The following is an 18332-nucleotide window of genomic DNA, read 5'->3' on the forward strand; positions in this document are numbered from 1 at the left end:
GACTTAGTGTGCGGCCGGTCGGAACAGCTCGGCGACGAGGTCGCACTGCGCGCGCAGCGCCTCGGCCAGGGACCGCTCGGGCGTGCCGGCCAACGACATCGCGGCCCGAGTGGTCAGGGTGGACATGAGACTCGCCAGCAGCCCCGCGAATTCGGCCGAGACCCGCTCGCCGCGCGCGGCCAGCAGGTCGGCCACGGCCGCCTCGTGCCGCGCGCCCGCGGCCATGAAGCCCGCGAGCACCCGCGGCTCGGTCTGGATGATCTCGGTGATCAGCGCGATACTCTCGCGCACCTCGTCCTCCGACTCGTAGCCCGAGGCATAGAGCCAGACCACGTCGTCGAACAGCGTGCCGCTCGGGCCGCCGGCGACGAAAGCCGCGCGGGCCCGCGGAGTTCCGATCTCGCCCACCGGCCCGACCACCGCGTCCAGCTTGGTGTCGTAGTAGTTGAAGAACGTCCGTGGCGACACCCCGACGGCCTGCGCGATGTCGTCGGTGGTCGAGGCGTCCAAGCCGCGCTCGATCACCAGCCGGCGCGCCGCCGTGCACAGGTCGAGCCGCGTTTGCCGCTTCTTGCGCTCACGCAGCCCGACCTCCGGCTCCACGCCCTTCGCCGCACCCATGCCGGACAATTTAGCAGAAACTGCAATTTTTCATAAACTGCAATTTAGGCGCCGACCGCGCGCCCGCCCAGGTGCTGGGCGAAGTGCCGCTCGATCGCTCGATGCAGCCGGATCTGGTTCTCCGGATTCTCGAAGCCGTGGCCCTCGTCCTCGGCAACCAGGTACTCGACCGCGACACCGCGGGCCCGCAGGGATTCGACGAGGTTGTCGGATTCGGCCTGCACCACCCGGACGTCGTTGGCGCCCTGGGCAACCAGCAGCGGAGTGCGGATCCGGTCGGCCATGGTCAACGGCGAGCGGGCCAGCATGTCGGCCTCCTGCGCGGGATCCTCGGGATCGCCGACGTAGCGGTACCAGCTGTTGAACAGGGCGGGCCGGGTGAACGGCGGCAGCGTGCGCATGAAGTTCGCCAGGTTCGAGATGCCGACGTAGTCGACCGCGGCGGCGAAATAGTCCGGGGTGACGGTGACGCCGACGAGCGCGGCGTAGCCGCCGTAGGAGCCGCCCGAGATCCCGATCCGGGCCGGATCGGCGTAGCCCTGCCGCACCGCCCAGTCGGCGGCGTCGATCAGGTCGTCGTGCATCTTCCCGGCGAACTCGCCGACCGCCGCGGTGATGTGCCGCTTGCCGTAGCCCGAGGACCCGCGGAAATTCACCTGAAGCACGGCATAGCCGCGATTCGCCAGGAACTGCGCCGTCGGATTGTGGGTCCAGGAATCGTGCGCCCACGGGCCGCCGTGCACGAGCAGCACCAGCGGCAACCCCGCGGGCTCGACGCCGACCGGCAAGGTGAGAAATCCGTGCAGCGGCAAGCCGTCACGGGCCGGGAAGTGCACGGCCGTCACCGGAGCCAGGTCCGCGGGGTCCAGCTCCGGGCGCGGGCGGAACAGCAGTTTGCTCTCGCCGGTGCCGTGGTCGTAGAACCAGGTCAGGCCCGGCTCCCGGTCATGGATGAAGCTCGCGATCCAGCGCTGCTCGGTCGCGTCGGAGGAGACGCTGTCCAGGACGCCGTCCGACAGTTTCGACAGCGCGGCATACACCTCGGCGAAGTGCGGATCGAGCACCTCGATCCGCGGGCGATCCCCGACGAACCGGGCCGCGATGACCTCCCCGGTGCGCTCGCTGGTGAACAGGGTGGGCGGCAGGCTCGCCGACAGCTGGCTCATGGTGCACAGGCTGTGCCCGGGCACCGCGGCGACGACGGTCTGCTCACCGGTCGCCCGGTCGATGCGGACCAGGCGCAGGTCGTCGGAGTCCTGATAGGCGCCGACCAGCAGACCCTTGCCGTCGGGAGTCACCAGCGTCGGGACCACGCCGAGCGGATGCTCCGGGCCGCCGAGGCGTTGCAGCAGGCGCCGGTCGCCCGTGTCCGGGTCGACCGCGTAGAACTCGTGCGTGCCGTCCGCGGTCTGCGAGGTGTAAAAGGCTGCCGCCCCGGCACTGTCGACCAGGAAGGTGTCCAGCGGTTCGGTCCGCTCCAGGTGCGGGGTCGTCGCGCCGGTGGCCACCTCGATCCGGAACAGGTCGACGAAGGTCGGCCTGCGGTTCATCCAGACGAACACACTGCCGGGCACCGACTTGACCGGCTGCAGGCCGAACACCCGCGATCCGGCCGGCATCGGCGTCAGGTCGACGGCCGGTTCGCCCGGCGCGTCGAGGTCCACCCGGTAGAGGTGGAAGTCCTCGTTGCCGTCGGTGTCCTGGAGGTAGAGCAGCCAGCGCGGGTCGTCGGCCCAGTGGTAGGTCTTGATGCCGCGCCGGGCGTCGTGGGTGACGCACACGGCGTCCGCGTGCTCCTCGTCGATCCCGCGGACCCAGACGTTGGTCCGGCCGTACTGCGGTGCCAGGTAGGCGATCCGGGTGCCGTCCGGCGAGATCGATGCCCCGGAGAACTTCGGATTCGCGAAGAACTCCTCGACGTCGATCAACTTCGGCTTTTCGGTCATGCGGTACTCCGATCACGTATGCGCACAGGATATTCGGACTCCTTCGAGGTAACACCGTGCCGCCACGGCACAGTCAAATGCCGAGTCCCGGGAATCGAGTGGCACCGGTCACACAGGGGTTGAGTATGCCGCTGCGGCACGGCTTTACCTGGGTTGCGGCGCCGCCACCGCGGCACCGAACCCAACGAGGAGAACCCGAAATGGCCTTACCCGAACTGATTTCGGTCGAAGACTTCTTCCGATCACCGATCCGGTCGGGCGCGTCGATCTCACCGGACGGCACCCGGATCGCCTTCCTGGCGCCCTGGCGGAATCGGCTCAACGTGTGGATCGAGGACCTCGATTCCGGCGCGCCGCCGCGCTGCGTCACCGCCGACGAGACCCGCACCGTCCTGCGCTACCTGTGGACCGACGACCCGCGCTGGCTGCTCTACCTCCAGGACGACGGCGGCGACGAGAACTGGCACGTGCACCGGGTCGACCTGGACGATCCGGCGGCGCCGGCCGTCGACCTGACACCGTTTCCCGGCACGATGGCCGTCGGGGTCGAGCAGTCCGCGGCCCGGCCCGGCAAGGTGACCCTGCAGCTCAACGCCCGCGACGCGGCCGAACTCGACTTGCACGAACTCGACATCGCCACCGGCGAATTGACGATGCTGGTCCAGAACCCCGGCGGGGTCAGCGCCTGGCTGTACGCCGGAGACGGCCGCCTGTTCGCCCGTACGGTGACCGCCGACGGCGATATCGAATTGTGCCGCTACGACGCCGAGACCGCCGGGCTGGACCCGATCGCGAAGTTCGACGGCGCCGACTATGTCCTGGACGTCTTCCCGTTCGAGCTCACCCCCGACGGGAGCGGCGCCTGGATCGGCGCGAACCGCGGCACCGACCGCACCCGGCTGGCCCGGCTCGACCTCGACACCGGCGTGCAGACCGAGGTCGACAGCCACCCCGAGTTCGACCTCGACATCCGCGCCCAGGTGTTCCCGACTCTGCCCGCCCCGCTGATCCGGCACCGCCGGACCGGCGAGCTGCTCGGCGTGCGCTATCTCGGTGCGCGGCAGGTGATCCACGCGCTGGATCCGCACTTCGCCGAGGTACTCGCCGAACTGGAAACCCTGTCCGACGGTGACCTGGCCGCGATCTCCTCCGACGAGGAAGGCCGGCGCTGGGTGGTGTCCTTCACCCACGACCGCGACTCCGGCGTCACCTGGTGCTACGACCACGCTACCGGCGAACGCCGGCTGCTGTTCCGGCCCAACCCGCACCTGGATCCCGCGCGGATGGCCCCGATGCGGCCGGTCACGATCACCGCCCGCGACGGTCTGGCACTGCCGTCGTACTTGACACTGCCGGTAGGCGTCGAGCCCACCGGGCTGCCCCTGGTACTGATCGTGCACGGCGGGCCGTGGACCCGGGACGGCTGGGGGTTCGACAAGAGCGCGCAGCTGTTCGCCAATCGCGGATACGCGGTGCTACAGGTCAACTTCCGGGGCTCGTCCGGGTTCGGCAAAGCCCACATGCAGGCCGGGATCGGCGAACTCGCGGGTGCGATGCACAACGACCTGATCGACGCCGTGGACTGGGCCGTCGCCCAGGGCTACGCCGATCCGGAGCGGGTCGCGCTCTTCGGCGGGTCCTACGGCGGCTACGCCACTCTGGTCGGCGTCACCTTCACCCCGGACCGGTTCGCGGCGGCCTTCGAATACGTCGGCATCTCGAACCTGGCGTCGTTCATGCGGACCGTGCCGGAGTCGGCCAAACCGAGCCTGGTCAACAACTGGTACCGCTACGCGGGCGATCCCGCGGACCCCGCGCAGGAAGCCGAACTGCTCGCGCGCTCACCGATCAGCCGGGTCGACCGGATCCGCACGCCGCTGATGGTCGTGCAGGGCGCCAACGACATTCGGGTCGTGCAGGCCGAGTCCGACAACATCGTCGACTCGCTGCGCGCCCGCGGCGTCGAGGTCGACTACCTGGTCTTCCCCGACGAAGGCCATCTGTTCGTGAACCCCGAGAACCTGATCACCATGTTCGGCGCCGCCGAACGTTTCTTCGCCCGACACCTGGGAGGACGCCATGACCACGCCTGATCCGCAGCCCCGCGCCGAAGAGCCCGCAGCGGTCTCGGCGCAACAGCGCCTACTGGACCAGCTCGGCGGCCCGAAGGGCATGGTCTACACCGCCATCCCGATCGTGGGCTTCGTGGTGGCCAACGCGCTCGTCGCGCTGCCGATCGCAATCGCGATCGCACTGGCCGTCGCGGTCGCGCTCACCGGATGGCGGCTGCTGCGCGGCGAGCCCTTCACGGCCGCGATTGGCGGGCTCACCGGTGTCGCGGTCGCCGCCGGCGTCGCGGCCTGGACCGGATCGGCGGGCGGGTTCTTCCTGATCGGCATCTGGGCCAGCCTGGCCGGCGCGCTCGCACTGCTGTTCTCGCTCGTCATCCGGCGGCCGCTCACCGGCGTGCTCTGGAATCTGCTGCACGGCGGGCGGCACGCCTGGCGGCGCAATCGCCCGGCCCTGATCGGGCACGATATCGCCACGCTCACGCTGACGCTGCTGTTCGCCGCCCGGTTCGTCGTACAGCGGTGGCTCTACGACAACGAGGCCACCGGGTGGCTGGCCTTCGCCAAGATCGCCATGGGCACACCGCTGCTCGCGCTCGCCCTGGTGGTCGTGGTCTGGGCTTTCCGCCGCTCCAGCGAGCACTTGGCGCCCGGCCGGTGACGACGGCCACCCTTGACCATGCCGCGACGGCACGGTTTCGAATGGCAGGTGCCGGTCCCTCCGGGCCGGTGGACGCAATCGGAATAAGGTGACCGTCGTGGCATGGAGTACCCGGGAGATCGCGAAGCTGGCCGGCACGAGCTTGCGCGCGGTGCGGCACTACCACGAGGTCGGCCTGCTGCCCGAGCCCGAGCGGCGCGCCAACGGCTACAAGCAGTACGGCGTCGCGCATCTCGTTCGCCTGCTGCGCATCAAACGCCTGACCGACCTGGGCTTCTCACTCACCCAGATCGCCGAGATGGGCGATGCCGACGAGCACCCCCAGCAGGCGCTGCGGACCCTCGACGCGGAACTGGCCGCGACCATCGAGGGGCTGCAGCGGGCCCGGGTCGAGATCGGGCTGATCCTGCGGCAGTCCGCCGCGACCGACCTGCCGCCGCAGTTCAGCGAGGCGACCGCCGAAACCTATCTCACCGACGCCGACCGCTCGTTCGTCGTCGTGCTGACCCGGGTGCTCGGCCCCGGCGGGCTCGAGACCTACGCGGACATGCTGCGCGACGCCCCGGCCGAACCCACCGATCCCGAATTCGACACGCTGCCCGCCGACGCCGACGCCCGGACCCGCCAGGCGATCGCCGAACGGCTGGCCCCCGAGATCCGCGAGCTGTTCGCGGCCCGCCCCGGATTGAAGAACGTGACCGCCGACGCACCGGGCGGCGCCCGCGCCGCGGACATCACGATGGTCAAGGCGCTCAAAGACCTCTACAACCCGGCCCAGATCGACGTCTTCCGCCGGATATACAAACTCCTCAATCCTTAGAGGCAGACGCTGCCGAGTTGCACTCGGTGCCTCGGATCAGCCGGTGACGGCGCCGTGCGCGGCCGAGCTGACGAGCTTGCGGTATTTCGCGAGCACACCGGAGGTGTACTTGGGCGGCAGCGGTTCCCAGCCGACCTTGCGGGCGGCGAGTTCGCTTTCCTCGATCTCGACGTCGAGCCGGCGGTTGGCGACGTCGAGGACGATCGGGTCACCGTCGCGGACGAACGCGATCGGGCCGCCGTCGACGGCTTCGGGGGCGACGTGGCCGACGCACAAACCGGTGGTGCCGCCGGAGAATCGGCCGTCGGTGAGCAGCAGGACGTCCTTGCCCAGGCCGGCGCCCTTGATCGCGCCGGTGATGGCGAGCATCTCGCGCATCCCCGGGCCGCCCTTGGGGCCCTCGTTGCGGATGACGACCACGTCGCCGGCCGCGATCGTGCCGTCCTCGAGCGCGTTCATCGCGGCGCGCTCCCCGTCGAACACCCGCGCCGTCCCCCGGAAGACGTCGGAGTCGAAGCCGGCGCTCTTCACCACGGCACCCTCGGGCGCGAGGGAGCCGTGCAGGATGGTCAGCCCGCCGGTCTTGTGGATCGGCCGCTCGATCGGCCGGATGACATCACCGTCGAGTCCGAGTTCGATCCCGGCCAGGTTCTCGGCCATGGTCTTTCCGGTGACGGTCATGACGTCGCCGTGCATGAGGCCCGCGTCGAGCAGCGCCTTCATCACCACGGGGATGCCGCCGACCTTGTCGACGTCGTTCATGACGTAGCGGCCGAACGGCTTGAGGTCACCCAGGTGCGGCACCTTGTCGCCGACGCGGTTGAAGTCGGCCAGGGTGAGGCTGACGCCGGCCTCGCGGGCGATGGCCAGCAGGTGCAGGACCGCGTTGGTGGACCCGCCCAGGGCCATGACCACCGTGATCGCGTTCTCGAACGCCTCCAGCGTCATGATGTCGCGGGCGGTGATGCCCTTGCGCAGCAACTCGACGACGGCCTCGCCGGACTTCTCGGCGTACTCGTCGCGGCGGCGGTCGGGGGCGGGCGGGGCGGCGGAGCCGGGCAGGCTCATGCCGAGCGCCTCGGCCGCCGAGGCCATGGTGTTGGCGGTGTACATGCCGCCGCACGCGCCTTCGCCCGGGCAGATCGCCCGCTCGATGCGGTCGACCTCCTCCCGGGTGATCAGGCCCTTGATGCAGGCGCCGACGGCCTCGAAGGCGTCGATGATCGTGACGTCCTTGCCGTCGACATTGCCCGGCAGCGTCGAACCCGCGTAGAGGAAGACGCTGGACAGGTCCAGCCGGGCCGCGGCCATCAGCATGCCCGGCAGGCTCTTGTCGCAGCCGGCCAGCAGGACCGAGCCGTCGAGGCGCTCGGCCATCATCACGGTCTCGACGGAGTCGGCGATGATCTCGCGGCTGACCAGCGAGAAGTGCATCCCCTCGTGGCCCATCGAGATGCCGTCCGAGACCGAGATGGTGCCGAACTCGAGCGGGTAGCCACCCCCGGCGTGCACGCCGCGCTTGACCGCCTTGGCCAGGCGATCGAGCGAGAGATTGCAGGGGGTGATCTCGTTCCAGCTGGATGCCACGCCGATCTGTGGTTTGGCCCAGTCCTCGTCGCCCATGCCGACGGCGCGAAGCATGCCGCGTGCGGCCGTCTTCTCGAGTCCGTCGGTGACGTCGCGGGAGCGGGGCTTGATATCGAACGACCGGTCGGAGTCGTGTGCCATGGCGCAAGTCTATTACCGGGGCACTTCACGGCCGCGCGACGGACTCCAATGCGACTCGAGATGCATGGTGTCGGTACCCTCGGGCATTCTCAGAAGAGAAAACCGCTTCACCCCGCCCGGAGCCACTATGCCGACCTCGTTGTCCGACAATCAGATCCAGCGCATCGCCAGCGCAGTCGAAGCAGGGCGACGGCCCCGCGTGTACTTCACCGCCGACGCGGTCGGCATGGAAGAGGGCCGGTCGGGCATGGTGGTCGCGGTCGCGGCCCGCACCGAACCCGACTTCCTGCACGTGCGGCCCACCGGATCGAACGACACCCTCGCGTTCTCCCCCACCGAGCTGACCGTAGTCAGACCGGCAGATCGTCACACCCCGGCCCGGCGCCCCCGCGCCGCGGCCGAAACCCCTTCCCTGCTCGACGATCTCGAGAAGAACGGCAGCGTCGGCAGCCCGCCCTGACCGCGTTCGAGTCAGGCGAAGCGAGCCGCGAGCCGCAGTAGGAGGATGTGCGGCAGGCTCACCGCGCGCATCTGGTTGACCGAGGCGGCGAGGAAGAGATCGCGGTCCGGGACGTAGTAGAGAACGGTGCCGAAGGCGCCGGAGTGGCCGATCATGGTCGGTGGGGAGAGGAAGGGGGTCTGCCAGCGCGGCTGCCGGTAGCGCATGATCCCGATGCCGTAGTGGATGGGGATCAGCGGCGAGAACACCGAATTCCATTGCGCGGTCATCTCATCGAGATACGGGGCGGGAAAGAGTTCGCCCGCGAGGAAGCCGCGCAGGAAACGTATCTGGTCGGTGACCGTGGAGACGACCGCGCCGTCGGGCGGGAACGAGGCGATCGCCTGCGGAATGCGCAGCGGGGTGTGGCCCGCCCGGAGCGTGGCGACCTCGTCGTAGCGGTCGAGCGTCCGCGGGCCGAACAGCCAAGTGCTGTGCAGGCCCAGCGGTTCCAGGACTCGTTCGCGCAGCGCGGTGCCGAAGTCGCCGGCGGTCGCGATCTCGATGATCCGCCCGAGCAGCTGATAGTTGGTGTCGCAGTACTGAGCCCGGCCCGGAGCCGACGGGGCGAATCGGCTCGGCATGCGCCTGGCCAGCTCGAGCAAGTCCTCGAAACTCCAGGCGGCGTCGGCATGGATCATCGCCGCGGCGAAGGTCGTCCCGTCGGGTCGTTTCTGCTCGTAATAGTCCGGTATCCCGGAGGTTTGGGTCAGCAGCTCGCGAACGGTGATCGCGGGGCCGTAATCGTGGCCGTCGTGCACGTTCAGCCCGCGCATCGTGTCCGCGCCCAGGATGTCGGCCGCGCGGGTGTCCAGGGTGAACGCCCGCGCCGCGCGCAGCTGCATGATCAGCGCGACGGTGTAGAGCTTGGTGATGCTCGCGATGAAGTACGGTCGGCCGGAATCCCCGTAGCGCCAAGTGAATCCGGTGGCGGGCTGCTCGATCGCCGCGCTGAAACCCGACACCTTCGGGTGGGCCGCGCAGCGTGCCGCGATCCGATCGAGGTCGGCCGGGGCCGGCGTTCTCATGAGGTGATCCGTTCCAGTTCGCGTTGTGTCCTGTCGAGCCAGGCGAGTTCGGCTTCGACGACGGTGATGCCGTAGTCGAGCGTGGCCAACCGGAGCGCCGCGCCCAGGTCGGCGGCCGCGGCCGGGACGGCGATCGCCCGCAACGCCGCCAGCTCCCCGGCCAGTTCCCGGCGCCGGGCGTCCAGCACCTCGGCGATCCCGCCGGGCGGCAATCGGTCCGCGAAGAACAACCGCGCCAGGAACGGATCGCGCGTCGGCGGCATTCGCAGCGGCGCGACGAGCCAGGCGTCCAGTTCGGCCGCGCCGAGCTCGGTCAGGCTGTGCACGTGCATGTTCGGGCGCTCCTCCTGCACGACCGTGCGGCGCGCGGCCAGCCCGTGGTCGACCAGATCGGCGAGGGTCCGATACACCTGCGACTGATCGGCCGCCCAGAAGTGCCCGACGCTCGCGTCGATCGTCTTCTTCACCTCGTAGCCGCTCATCGGTTCGATGGCGAGGAGACCGAGGATCGCGTGCCGCAGTGACATGCATAGAGGCTAACGCACATATATGCGGTGTCCAATATGAATTCCGCGTTTTTTCGTTAGGTTAGGATGCCCTTCATGTCGCCACGTTCGGTCCACAAGCGCCTCGCCACGGTCACCCTCGCCCTGCTCGCCGGGGCCGGGTTCGCCCCGGCGGTTCCCGCCCTCGCGCAGGACCAGGCGGCTTCCATCGAGCTGTTCGCGGCCGACGGGACCACGGCACTGGGCGACACCGTGCTGCATCCCGGCGATCGCATCGTGGTGCGCGGCCGGGGCTTCGATCCCGCGGCCAACACCGGCGGCCTGCCCGTCCCGGTGCCGCCGGGCGTCCCGCACGGCACCTTCGTCACCTTCGGCGCGTTCGCGCCGGACTGGCGGCCCTCGGCGGGCGCACCGACCACCTCGCGCGCGGCAACGCGTGCCGAAGTGCAGTGGGTGCTCAGCGAATCCGCGCTGAACCAGGTGCCGCGCGCACCGTTCGACCTGCAGCGCACGATTCGCAACCAGTGGGTCCCGCTCGCCGCGGACGGCACGTTCAGCACGACCATCGAGGTCACCCAGCCCACCAAGATCCCCGCGGACGCCGGCTACGGCGTCTACACCTATGCCGCCGCCGAAGCCGTCAACCCGGCCCAGGAGCTCGCGGTGCCGGTCCGCTTCGATCCCACGCCGGGCCCGAACACCCCGAAAACCCCGCCCGCCGACCTGACCTGGGCCGTGGCGCCGGGATTCAGCTCGACGATCACCGGCCCCCTGCAAGGCTCGGTCACCGGCGCCGACGGCGCGGCCACCCGCGACAGCGCCCTCACCTTCGCCTTGGACGACGCGGACATCGACCCGCGCACCGGCCGCGGCGTCCTGCGCTATCGCGGCACCATCCTCGCCTTCACCCGCTTCCACCTGGGCGAGATCGCGCTGGCCGATCCGTGGATCGAGTTCACCGAGCACGGCACCTGGCTCACCGCCGAGACCTCCACCTCCGACACCGTGGGCACCGATTCGCTGCGCCGCATCCGGATCGCCGAGCTCGACGCCGTCCCGAACCCCGGGCAGACCGAATGGGCCGACGTCCAAGCCACGTTCGAGCCGGTCCTGGCCCCCACCTCACTCCAGCTCTACGCGGGCCGGGCCACCGCGCCCCTCAGCTTCCGCTACTGAATCGGTCAGGGGTTCGCCGCTGCGGTTCGGCCGGCTTCGGGGATCTCTTTGCCGAACGCCTCCAGGGTGATGGCGTCCGGTTCGGGCCCGCCGCGCACCTCGGTGTCGAGCCCGTCGATCGTGGCGAGTTCTTCGCTGGTCAGCTCGAAATCGAAGACGTCGAAGTTCTCGGCGATCCGGGTCGGTTTGGTCGACTTCGGAATGACCGAGCGACCCTCCTGCAGATGCCAGCGCAGCATCACCTGCGCGGCCGATTTGCCGTGCTGCTGGGCGATGTCGAGCAGCGCCGGGTCGTCGAACGTGCTCTTCGGCGCGTCGCGGTAGGAGGTGATGCCGCCGATCGGCGACCAGGCCTGGGTCACGATCGCATGCTGGGTGTTCACCTTCTGCAACGCCCGCTCCTGGAAGTACGGGTGCAGCTCGATCTGGTTCACCGCCGGCACCACGGAGGTCTCGTTCAGCAGCCGGTCCAGGTGCTCGGGCATGAAGTTGCTGACGCCGATCGCGCGGACCTTGCCGTCGGCCAGCAGCCGCTCCAGTGCCCGGTAGGCGTCCAGGGTGAGGTCGAACCGGCTCGGTAGCGCCTGATGCAGGATCAGCAGGTCGAGCTGGTCGACGCCGAGTTTGCCGGCGCTCTTGTCGAAGGCGTGCAGGGTGGCGTCGTAGCCGTAGTCGCTGATCCAGACTTTCGTCTCGATGAAGATCTCGGAGCGGTCCAGGCCGGAGTCGCGAATGCCGATGCCGACCTCACGTTCGTTGAGGTAGGCCGCGGCGGTGTCGATGAGCCGGTAGCCCACGCGCAGCGCTTCGGTGACCGCGTCGGTCGTGGCCTCGGGCGGGGTCTGGTAGACGCCGAGCCCGATGGCCGGCATGTCCACGCCGTTGTTCAGGACGATCCTGGTTTCGGTCATCACTCCACGGTAGGCACAGATCCGCGGCGCGCACAGCGGCGGCGGTGACCCCTCACCGTGTGAGCATCTTGGCGTTGACAAGTTATATTCCATTGTGGAATATAGGTGCATGCCCACGCTGCCCTGGAAGACCGTCACCCCGCCCACCACCGCCGAGGTCCAGTGCATGGCCTCTCGCCTGGAGATCACCTCGGTGCGCCACGCACCGGGCTTCCTGCTCGCGTCACTGCGACTGTGGAGGCAGGCCCTGCGCTCGCCCGGAGTGCTCGGCGTCGCCTTGAAAGCCGACATGCTGAACGGCACCTTCTGGACCTACTCGGCATGGACCGACAAGTCCGCGATCTACGCCTACGCGCGGGCCGAGCCGCACAGGTCGACGATCGAACGCAAGCGAAAGGTGATGCGGGAAGCCACTTTCGTCTTCTTCGACGCGCCCGCGGCCGAGTTGCCGCTGTCGTGGGAGGAGATCCGCCGCCGGATCGCCGAGCAGCGCGAAGCGAGCCACGAACCCGCGTCGTGACCTACTCGAGGGCGTCGACCGCGCTGACCAGCGCGGCGGCGACCTCGGTGGGAGCGGTGAGCATCGCGAGGTGATGCGAGTCGTATTCGGCGACCGGGTATCCGAGCGCCCGGGCGATCGCCGCCTGCCGCTGATACACCGCGCTGAGCAGAACGTAAGCCGCAGGCCCGGGCCAGGATCGAGTCGGCGCGGGTTCGGCGAGATAATCGAAAGGCACCTCCGGCACCTCGCCGGTGAAGGCGTCGCGCAGCGCCTCCCCGGGCGCCATCTCGGCCAGCACCTGCGGCGGGAACCAGCGATGCCACGGCGGCAGCCGCCCCGCCCGCACCATCCCCCGCAACTGCGAGACGATGTCGTCCGGCAACGTGTCGAGTTCGGCCCGGCCCGGTTGCGGCAGCCCGCAATCGACGTAGACCAGCGCCCGAACCCGGCCCCCGAGCCGCTCGGCCAGCTCGGGCAGCAACGGCCCCGCCCCGCTGTGCCCGGCGAGCACCAACTCGCCCTCGACTTCGCACACATGCTCCGCCACCAGCTCGGCCAGCACCGGCCGATACGGCGCGGGCCCGGCGAAGGCCGCCCGCAGATCGGGGGCCACCGCCGGAAACCCTTGCGTTCGAAGCTGTTCCGCGACCGCGAACCACGTGAGCGGCCCCACGAAAGGACTGTGCACGAGAACCAGTACCGGCACCTCCACGCCGTCCAAATTACCGCCTCCCGACCCGTCCAGCGCCGGATCGGGAGGCGCGGCGCCGGTAGGGTTTTCGCCGTGACCGAATCCTCCGCCTTGACCGATACCGGGGCCGCTTACGACGCCGTCGCCGACCTCTACGCCCAGCTTTTCGGCAATATGCTCGACGATTTGCCGCTGGAGCGGGCGATGCTGGCCGCGTTCGCCGAACTCGTGCAGGCCCACGGCGCCGGGCCGGTCGCCGACATCGGGTGCGGGCCCGGGCAGATCACGGCGCATCTGCACGGGCTCGGGGTGAGCATCTCCGGTATCGACCTGTCGTCCTCGATGGTCGCCCTGGCCCGCCAAGCGCATCCGGATCTGCGGTTCGAGGAGGGATCGATGATCGCGCTGGACCTCCCCGACGACGAGCTCGGGGGCATCCTGGCCCACTTCTCGATCATTCACCTACCGCCGCAGCAGATCCCGGCCGCTTTCGCCGAGTTCCACCGGGTGCTGGCTCCGGGCGGGCACCTGCTGCTCGGCTTCTTCGCCGGTGACGATCCGCGGCCGCAGGAGTTCGACCACAAGGTGACCCTCGCCTATAGCTGGTCACCCGACCGGCTCGCGGAGTTGCTGGCCGCGGCGGGTTTCGCCGAGGTCGGCCGTTTGGTCCGCGAGCCGCGCGAAGGCGAACGCGCGTTCCGGCATGCCCATCTCCTGTTCCGCAAGCACCCGGGCTGATCGCGGACCTACGCCTGGATGACCTCCACCTGCACCAGCGCACCCAGCGAATCGCAGCTCGCCCACGATTGATTCTGCCCGTACTGCACCGGGCCGTACTTCCAGTAGGTGAACGGCACCGGCCACGCGACGCAGGTGAGTTTCACCTGATGCCAGGTGCCCAATTCGCAATTGGCCATTCCGCCGGTATTGAAGACGTTGTGCACGTGACAATTGGCCTGCCATACCGGCACATCGGCCTGCGCGACGCCCCCACCAGCGAGGACGGTGGCCGCGGCCGCGGTAGCAACGGCGGCGCCGGCAGCAATCCGCTTCGCAGATAACATTTCGAACCTCCTGAATTGACGGTGTCTGGAAAACATCGCAGGCGGTTCGTAGTTGTTACTCGAATTCGGCGGCGCGCGCCGCGGCGTCGGCGGAAGTAACAAACAGATGTAGTAGACCGACAGGTACAAGACCGCGTTAGGCACGATTACCACCGAGAGGAACTCGAATGACGAGTCCGCTAGTCGCCACAGCACGAGTCACGACAGCCGCGATCTTGGGCCTCGGCGTGAGCGCGGTGATCGGCTCCGGCGCCGCCCAGGCCGCACCGCAGGACTGCACCGTCACCCGGGACCTGATCAGCGCGTCGGCGACCTGCCACGACACCGATGCCCCCGCCGGCCGGGAGTACTACTTGGTCGTGGAGTGCTTCGGCCTGCACGGCATCCCGAATGCGTTCCCGCTGATGGCGATCGGCCCCTACAAGGGCTCCTGGAGTGGTTCGTTCAGCCCCTCGGGCCAGGGCAACGCCTCGTGTATGGGCTCCTACAGCGTCGGGACCACCACCGGCGCGTACGTCACGATCTACCGCGACTGACAGGAATGCGGAAAGGCCGGACAGATTTTCTGTCCGGCCTTTCCGTTTCCGTTATTCCGCCACGGGTTCGGCCACCACGGGTGCCGCCGCTTTCCGTGCCGTGTACTTCTCGTGGAGGTAGAAATACAGTTTCACGTACTGGCCGACGAGAATCGCGTTGATTATCGTCCCCTCGCGAATGAAGTGCGGTGCGCCGAGGAATATCAGCCCGATGCTCGCCGAGAGGGCGAGCAGGGTGCAGTCGAACACCGTCTTGATGTTCCCCCACTTCCGGCCCGTCTTCTGCTGAATGGTGTTGACGAACAGGTCGATCGGCATCAGCACCAGGTTGGCGCGGATCATCAGGAACAGGCCCAGTGCCAGCATCGCGTCGGCGAAGAACAGCAGCACGAGGTTGGCCACATACGGCTCGAGATGGATCGACTCGGTGATCATCAGGTTGAAGTCCAGCAGCAGAGCCAGGACCAGCGCCGGGACCATCGAGAGCAGATTGCGGGCCTTGAAGGCCCGCCGGCTGATCAAGAAGGTCAGGATGAGCATGATGACTTCGAGGATGAGGTTGAAGGTGCCCTGACTGAGCGGGGGCAGCACCAGCGTCATCGTGCGGGTGAGGCTGCTCTGCGGGGAGATGCCGATCCCCGCCCGGATCGCCAGGCTCAGGCCCAGCGTCAGGATGTAGATTCCGGCTACGTAGGTGATCCAGCGGCGCACAGTGCTGCCGGTGTCGATGATCGCGGTGTCTTTTTCGTGCTGCATAACGGTCGCATCCCTTGTCCGAAGTAGCCGGGCTACTTCATGAACCCGAAGCGGTCGAGCGAGATGAACAGCGTCAAGAGCTTGTTGACGACCGGTTCTCCCTCGTTGTGGTGGCCCAGCTTCAGCAAGGCGTCGTCGATCGCGCGGGTCGCGTCGACGAGTTCGGCGAGGTCCATATCGGCCATCACGCCGTAGAAGTCCAGCGGCAGCACAGCTTTCACCTGCCGGTCCTCGGTCACGATGCAGCCGCCGACGAGCTGGTCCAGCTGCTGGAGGTTGTCGCACATCTCGGCGCTGTCGCTGCCGACGACCACGAAGTAGGCCGACGGGGCGGGCCAGAACGTGGAGACCGCGCCGCGGTCGATCGAGACACCCTTGAACAGTCCGTTGACCGTGTGCCGCTCGCCGACGGCGTAGCGCTGCACGAGCGAGATCCGGTTGAGTCGCACACCGTCGAGCTCGGGCACGACCGCGCCGTCACGGAAGGGCACCCAGACCTCCTGCGCGAACTTGAGATGCCCGCGCCCGTAGACGTCGAAGAGCAGGACCTTCGCCTGGGTGCCGTCCTCGGAGAGCTCGATCGGCGTGAGATCGAGTTGCTCGGCGCGCAGCCCGCCGAGGCCGGGCTTCGGCTGCTTGGCCAGCACCGAGTAGTCGATGCCGACGGGTCGGAGCAGCTTGCGATCCTTGGCGACGAGCGTGCCGCCCTTGAAGACGTAACGGGGATTGATCTTGGCGAGGCTGTCGGTCAGGACGATGTCGGCGAAGCGGCCGGGGCTCAGCGAGCCGAGGTCGCGGTCCTTGTGGAACGAGCGCGCGGCGTAGAGCGTGCCCATCTTGATCGCCTGGATCGGCGGCATGCCCATCTCGACGGCCAGCGAGATGACCCAGTCGATGTGGCCGAGGCGCAGCACGCGGTCCACCGAGATGTTGTCGGCGCAGAGCGCGAAGTTCTCCGCGGGCCAGCGGCGCTTCACGATGGCGCGCAACATGTTCCGGATGACGTCGGGGCCGCCGACGCCGAACTTGATCTGCGTGTTCAGGCCGTAGCGGACGCTCTTCTCGATGTCGTCCTCGTTCCAGACATCGTGGTTGTTGTCGACGCCGATCGCGGGCATGTAGTTCAGCAGCATGTCCGAGAGCGAGGTGACACCCCAGTGGCAGTTGACGAAGCCCGCGTTCGCGCGGCCGAGCGCGGACTTGCGGAAGTCGTCGGCGTTGCCGGTCATGTAGGACAGGTGGGCCAGCTCCCCCAGCCCGATGACCGGATCCATCTCCAGCATCGCCTCGGTCACCTCGGGCGTCGTCTTCTTGCCGGGCGCGAAGGCGTAGAGGCGGTACGGGAGCTTGTGGTGGTCGGCGAACAGCGCTCGGGCGGCCTCGACGGCTTCCGCGCCGGCCGCGCTGGCGAAATCGAGGGTCTCGCCGAAGACCGTGGTGGTGCCGCTGGGCACGATCGCCTCGCCGAACGCGGCCGGGTGCGCCAGCTGGGATTCGAAATGCAGGTGCGAGTCGATCAGGCCCGGGATCGCGTAGAGGCCTTCGCCGTCGAAGACTTCGCGGTACCGCACGATCGATTCATCCGGATTCAGCGCGATGATGCGCTGCCCGTGCACCAGCAGCGAGCCGGGATAGACCGATTCGGTGTGCACATCGAGGATGTTGAGGTTGCGCAGCAGCAGATCGGCTTCCTGCTCGCCCTCCAGGATGCCGAAAATCATCCGTACATGATCATCCTGAGCGGCCACGTCCGCGAGGGCGGTGTCGTTGTTCGAATCCTGTTGGCGCATTGCGGTGGTCCTTACGTCGGTGTTCACCTGATAGAACTCCACCGCACCGTTGCGGACAAGCATGCGTTTTCGCGCAAGGTGTACGCATTTTTCGTACACTCTGCCGAGGAGGTGTCCCGATGCTCCACGCTCGGTTGCTGCAGTACATCGACGAGGTGGCGCGCCTCGGATCCATTCGCGCGGCCGGTGCCCGGCTGCACGTCGCCCCTTCGGCGATCAACCGCCAGATCCTGCTCTTGGAAGCCGAACTCGACCAGCCGCTGTTCGAGCGCCTGCCCCGCGGCATGCGCCCCACGCCCGCCGGCGAGGCTCTACTCGCCCATATCCGGCGGACATTGCAGCAGTACCGTGAGACGGTCGCCGACATCCGGGACCTGCACGCACTGGGCAGCGGCGAAGTCGTGATCGCCACCATGACCGGCCTGGCCAGCAGCGTCGTCGCCATCGCCGCCGCGACGTTCCGCGCCCGCCATCCGCAGGTCCGGATCTCGATCCGCACCATGTCGACCCTGGATATCGTGCAGGCCATCGAGAACAGCGAGGCCGATCTGGGCCTCGGCTTCAACGTCCCGTCCTCGACGCAGATCGAGGTCTGCTGGCAGATGAACACCCGCCTCGGAGTCGTTGCCGCCCCGCATCATCCGCTGGCCCACATGGACACCATCCCTCTGGCCCAGTGCACCCCCTACCCCCTGATCCTCGCCGACCGCTCCATGGTGATCCACGGCATCGTCGCCGAAGCCTTCGCCAACGCCGGCCTCGACATCCACCCCGCGTTCCACACCAATTCCATCGAAACGATGAAACGCCTGGCCACCACCGGCGACGCCATCGCCTTCCTCAGCGAATTCGACGTCGCCGACGAACTCCGCGACAACCGCCTGATCTACCGCCAGGTCCGGGACGCGTTCAGCAACAACGTCATCTCGCTCGTGCGCCGCGAGAAGCACGGCCACGGGTTGGCCGGGATCCTGCTGGCCGACGAGATCATGGGTGCCTTGCGGCCGGGAACTTCCGCGGAGCGGTGA

General features: G+C 68.5%; 19 protein-coding genes. 9 read left to right on the top strand and 10 right to left on the bottom strand.

Features of this window, described 5'->3' with window-relative positions; genetic code table 11:
• Positions 1-3 precede the first annotated feature (3 nt).
• Complete coding sequence (locus tag AB0H76_RS19710) at positions 4-621, bottom strand: helix-turn-helix domain-containing protein (protein ID WP_357325536.1); 618 nt, start codon at positions 619-621, stop codon at positions 4-6.
• 44 nt (positions 622-665) lie between these two features.
• Positions 666-2567, bottom strand: a complete 1902-nt coding sequence (locus tag AB0H76_RS19715) for an alpha/beta fold hydrolase (RefSeq protein ID WP_357325539.1) — start codon at positions 2565-2567, stop codon at positions 666-668.
• 200 nt (positions 2568-2767) lie between these two features.
• On the opposite strand from AB0H76_RS19715, the gene AB0H76_RS19720 reads away from it, so the two are divergent.
• From AB0H76_RS19720 to AB0H76_RS19730, 3 genes are all read left to right on the top strand, one after another.
• Positions 2768-4660 carry a S9 family peptidase gene (locus AB0H76_RS19720; protein ID WP_357325541.1) on the top strand — a complete coding sequence of 631 codons (1893 nt, stop codon included), beginning with the start codon at positions 2768-2770 and terminating at the stop codon, positions 4658-4660.
• Entirely contained in the window at positions 4647-5297 is a 651-nt protein-coding gene (locus tag AB0H76_RS19725) for a DUF3159 domain-containing protein (RefSeq protein ID WP_357325543.1), read from the top strand. The genes AB0H76_RS19720 and AB0H76_RS19725 overlap by 14 nt, the downstream gene beginning before the upstream one ends.
• Before the next feature lie 97 nt (positions 5298-5394).
• A complete protein-coding gene (locus AB0H76_RS19730) occupies positions 5395-6117 on the top strand; it encodes a MerR family transcriptional regulator (RefSeq protein ID WP_357325546.1) in 723 nt (240 codons plus the stop codon).
• 36 nt (positions 6118-6153) lie between these two features.
• On the opposite strand, the gene ilvD is transcribed toward AB0H76_RS19730, so the two are convergent.
• Entirely contained in the window at positions 6154-7845 is a 1692-nt protein-coding gene (ilvD, locus tag AB0H76_RS19735; RefSeq protein WP_357325548.1) for a dihydroxy-acid dehydratase, read from the bottom strand.
• 127 nt (positions 7846-7972) lie between these two features.
• Between ilvD and AB0H76_RS19740 the strand changes: the two genes are divergently transcribed.
• A complete protein-coding gene (locus AB0H76_RS19740) occupies positions 7973-8305 on the top strand; it encodes a hypothetical protein (RefSeq protein ID WP_357325551.1) in 333 nt (110 codons plus the stop codon).
• Between the two features lie 11 nt (positions 8306-8316).
• Here the strand turns inward: AB0H76_RS19740 and AB0H76_RS19745 are convergent, their stop codons facing one another.
• Together AB0H76_RS19745 and AB0H76_RS19750 are read right to left on the bottom strand one after the other, a co-directional pair.
• On the bottom strand, positions 8317-9372 hold the full coding sequence (locus tag AB0H76_RS19745; protein ID WP_357325553.1) for a serine hydrolase domain-containing protein: 1056 nt from the start codon (positions 9370-9372) through the stop codon (positions 8317-8319).
• Positions 9369-9899 (bottom strand): PadR family transcriptional regulator, encoded by a 531-nt coding sequence (locus tag AB0H76_RS19750; protein ID WP_357325557.1) that lies wholly within the window; start codon positions 9897-9899, stop codon positions 9369-9371. Before AB0H76_RS19750 ends, AB0H76_RS19745 begins: the two co-directional genes overlap by 4 nt.
• A gap of 75 nt (positions 9900-9974) precedes the next feature.
• Between AB0H76_RS19750 and AB0H76_RS19755 the strand changes: the two genes are divergently transcribed.
• Positions 9975-11054 (top strand): HtaA domain-containing protein, encoded by a 1080-nt coding sequence (locus AB0H76_RS19755; RefSeq protein ID WP_357325560.1) that lies wholly within the window; start codon positions 9975-9977, stop codon positions 11052-11054.
• Positions 11055-11059: 5 nt separating this feature from the next.
• On the opposite strand, the gene AB0H76_RS19760 is transcribed toward AB0H76_RS19755, so the two are convergent.
• Complete coding sequence (locus tag AB0H76_RS19760; RefSeq protein ID WP_357325563.1) at positions 11060-11965, bottom strand: aldo/keto reductase; 906 nt, start codon at positions 11963-11965, stop codon at positions 11060-11062.
• Between the two features lie 109 nt (positions 11966-12074).
• Here AB0H76_RS19760 and AB0H76_RS19765 point away from each other — a divergent pair, with 109 nt between their 5' ends.
• A complete protein-coding gene (locus AB0H76_RS19765) occupies positions 12075-12485 on the top strand; it encodes a hypothetical protein (RefSeq protein WP_357325565.1) in 411 nt (136 codons plus the stop codon).
• Position 12486: 1 nt separating this feature from the next.
• Here the strand turns inward: AB0H76_RS19765 and AB0H76_RS19770 are convergent, their stop codons facing one another.
• Positions 12487-13179: an alpha/beta fold hydrolase gene (locus tag AB0H76_RS19770; protein ID WP_357325568.1), complete on the bottom strand. Its 693-nt coding sequence runs from the start codon at positions 13177-13179 to the stop codon at positions 12487-12489.
• Between the two features lie 72 nt (positions 13180-13251).
• On the opposite strand from AB0H76_RS19770, the gene AB0H76_RS19775 reads away from it, so the two are divergent.
• On the top strand, positions 13252-13896 hold the full coding sequence (locus AB0H76_RS19775) for a class I SAM-dependent methyltransferase (protein WP_357325570.1): 645 nt from the start codon (positions 13252-13254) through the stop codon (positions 13894-13896).
• Positions 13897-13904: 8 nt separating this feature from the next.
• Here the strand turns inward: AB0H76_RS19775 and AB0H76_RS19780 are convergent, their stop codons facing one another.
• The gene (locus tag AB0H76_RS19780) at positions 13905-14222 is read right to left on the bottom strand and encodes a hypothetical protein (protein ID WP_357325573.1); all 318 of its coding nucleotides are present in this window, start codon (positions 14220-14222) and stop codon (positions 13905-13907) included.
• 167 nt (positions 14223-14389) lie between these two features.
• Between AB0H76_RS19780 and AB0H76_RS19785 the strand changes: the two genes are divergently transcribed.
• Positions 14390-14758, top strand: a complete 369-nt coding sequence (locus tag AB0H76_RS19785; RefSeq protein ID WP_357325576.1) for a hypothetical protein — start codon at positions 14390-14392, stop codon at positions 14756-14758.
• A gap of 51 nt (positions 14759-14809) precedes the next feature.
• Here AB0H76_RS19785 and AB0H76_RS19790 read toward each other — a convergent pair whose 3' ends face one another.
• Both AB0H76_RS19790 and AB0H76_RS19795 read right to left on the bottom strand, forming a co-directional pair.
• Positions 14810-15514, bottom strand: a complete 705-nt coding sequence (locus AB0H76_RS19790; RefSeq protein WP_357325579.1) for a DUF6198 family protein — start codon at positions 15512-15514, stop codon at positions 14810-14812.
• A 32-nt stretch (positions 15515-15546) separates the two neighbouring features.
• Positions 15547-17304, bottom strand: a complete 1758-nt coding sequence (locus tag AB0H76_RS19795) for an adenine deaminase C-terminal domain-containing protein (protein WP_357325583.1) — start codon at positions 17302-17304, stop codon at positions 15547-15549.
• A 119-nt stretch (positions 17305-17423) separates the two neighbouring features.
• Between AB0H76_RS19795 and AB0H76_RS19800 the strand changes: the two genes are divergently transcribed.
• Positions 17424-18332 (top strand): LysR family transcriptional regulator, encoded by a 909-nt coding sequence (locus tag AB0H76_RS19800; RefSeq protein ID WP_357325584.1) that lies wholly within the window; start codon positions 17424-17426, stop codon positions 18330-18332.

Origin of the sequence: Nocardia sp. NPDC050712 (assembly GCF_040654295.1) — a bacterium.
Lineage (GTDB): Bacteria > Actinomycetota > Actinomycetes > Mycobacteriales > Mycobacteriaceae > Nocardia.

Excerpts from the sequence above, each read along its gene's own strand:
- AB0H76_RS19710 (WP_357325536.1), bottom strand. The coding sequence starts at position 621 with ATGGGTGCGGCGAAGGGCGTGGAGCCGGAGGTCGGGCTGCGTGAGCGC.
- AB0H76_RS19715 (WP_357325539.1), bottom strand. The coding sequence starts at position 2,567 with ATGACCGAAAAGCCGAAGTTGATCGACGTCGAGGAGTTCTTCGCGAAT.
- AB0H76_RS19720 (WP_357325541.1), top strand. The coding sequence starts at position 2,768 with ATGGCCTTACCCGAACTGATTTCGGTCGAAGACTTCTTCCGATCACCG.
- AB0H76_RS19725 (WP_357325543.1), top strand. The coding sequence starts at position 4,647 with ATGACCACGCCTGATCCGCAGCCCCGCGCCGAAGAGCCCGCAGCGGTC.
- ilvD (WP_357325548.1), bottom strand. The coding sequence starts at position 7,845 with ATGGCACACGACTCCGACCGGTCGTTCGATATCAAGCCCCGCTCCCGC.
- AB0H76_RS19740 (WP_357325551.1), top strand. The coding sequence starts at position 7,973 with ATGCCGACCTCGTTGTCCGACAATCAGATCCAGCGCATCGCCAGCGCA.
- AB0H76_RS19745 (WP_357325553.1), bottom strand. The coding sequence starts at position 9,372 with ATGAGAACGCCGGCCCCGGCCGACCTCGATCGGATCGCGGCACGCTGC.
- AB0H76_RS19750 (WP_357325557.1), bottom strand. The coding sequence starts at position 9,899 with ATGTCACTGCGGCACGCGATCCTCGGTCTCCTCGCCATCGAACCGATG.
- AB0H76_RS19755 (WP_357325560.1), top strand. The coding sequence starts at position 9,975 with ATGTCGCCACGTTCGGTCCACAAGCGCCTCGCCACGGTCACCCTCGCC.
- AB0H76_RS19760 (WP_357325563.1), bottom strand. The coding sequence starts at position 11,965 with ATGACCGAAACCAGGATCGTCCTGAACAACGGCGTGGACATGCCGGCC.
- AB0H76_RS19765 (WP_357325565.1), top strand. The coding sequence starts at position 12,075 with ATGCCCACGCTGCCCTGGAAGACCGTCACCCCGCCCACCACCGCCGAG.
- AB0H76_RS19780 (WP_357325573.1), bottom strand. The coding sequence starts at position 14,222 with ATGTTATCTGCGAAGCGGATTGCTGCCGGCGCCGCCGTTGCTACCGCG.
- AB0H76_RS19785 (WP_357325576.1), top strand. The coding sequence starts at position 14,390 with ATGACGAGTCCGCTAGTCGCCACAGCACGAGTCACGACAGCCGCGATC.
- AB0H76_RS19790 (WP_357325579.1), bottom strand. The coding sequence starts at position 15,514 with ATGCAGCACGAAAAAGACACCGCGATCATCGACACCGGCAGCACTGTG.
- AB0H76_RS19795 (WP_357325583.1), bottom strand. The coding sequence starts at position 17,304 with ATGCGCCAACAGGATTCGAACAACGACACCGCCCTCGCGGACGTGGCC.
- AB0H76_RS19800 (WP_357325584.1), top strand. The coding sequence starts at position 17,424 with ATGCTCCACGCTCGGTTGCTGCAGTACATCGACGAGGTGGCGCGCCTC.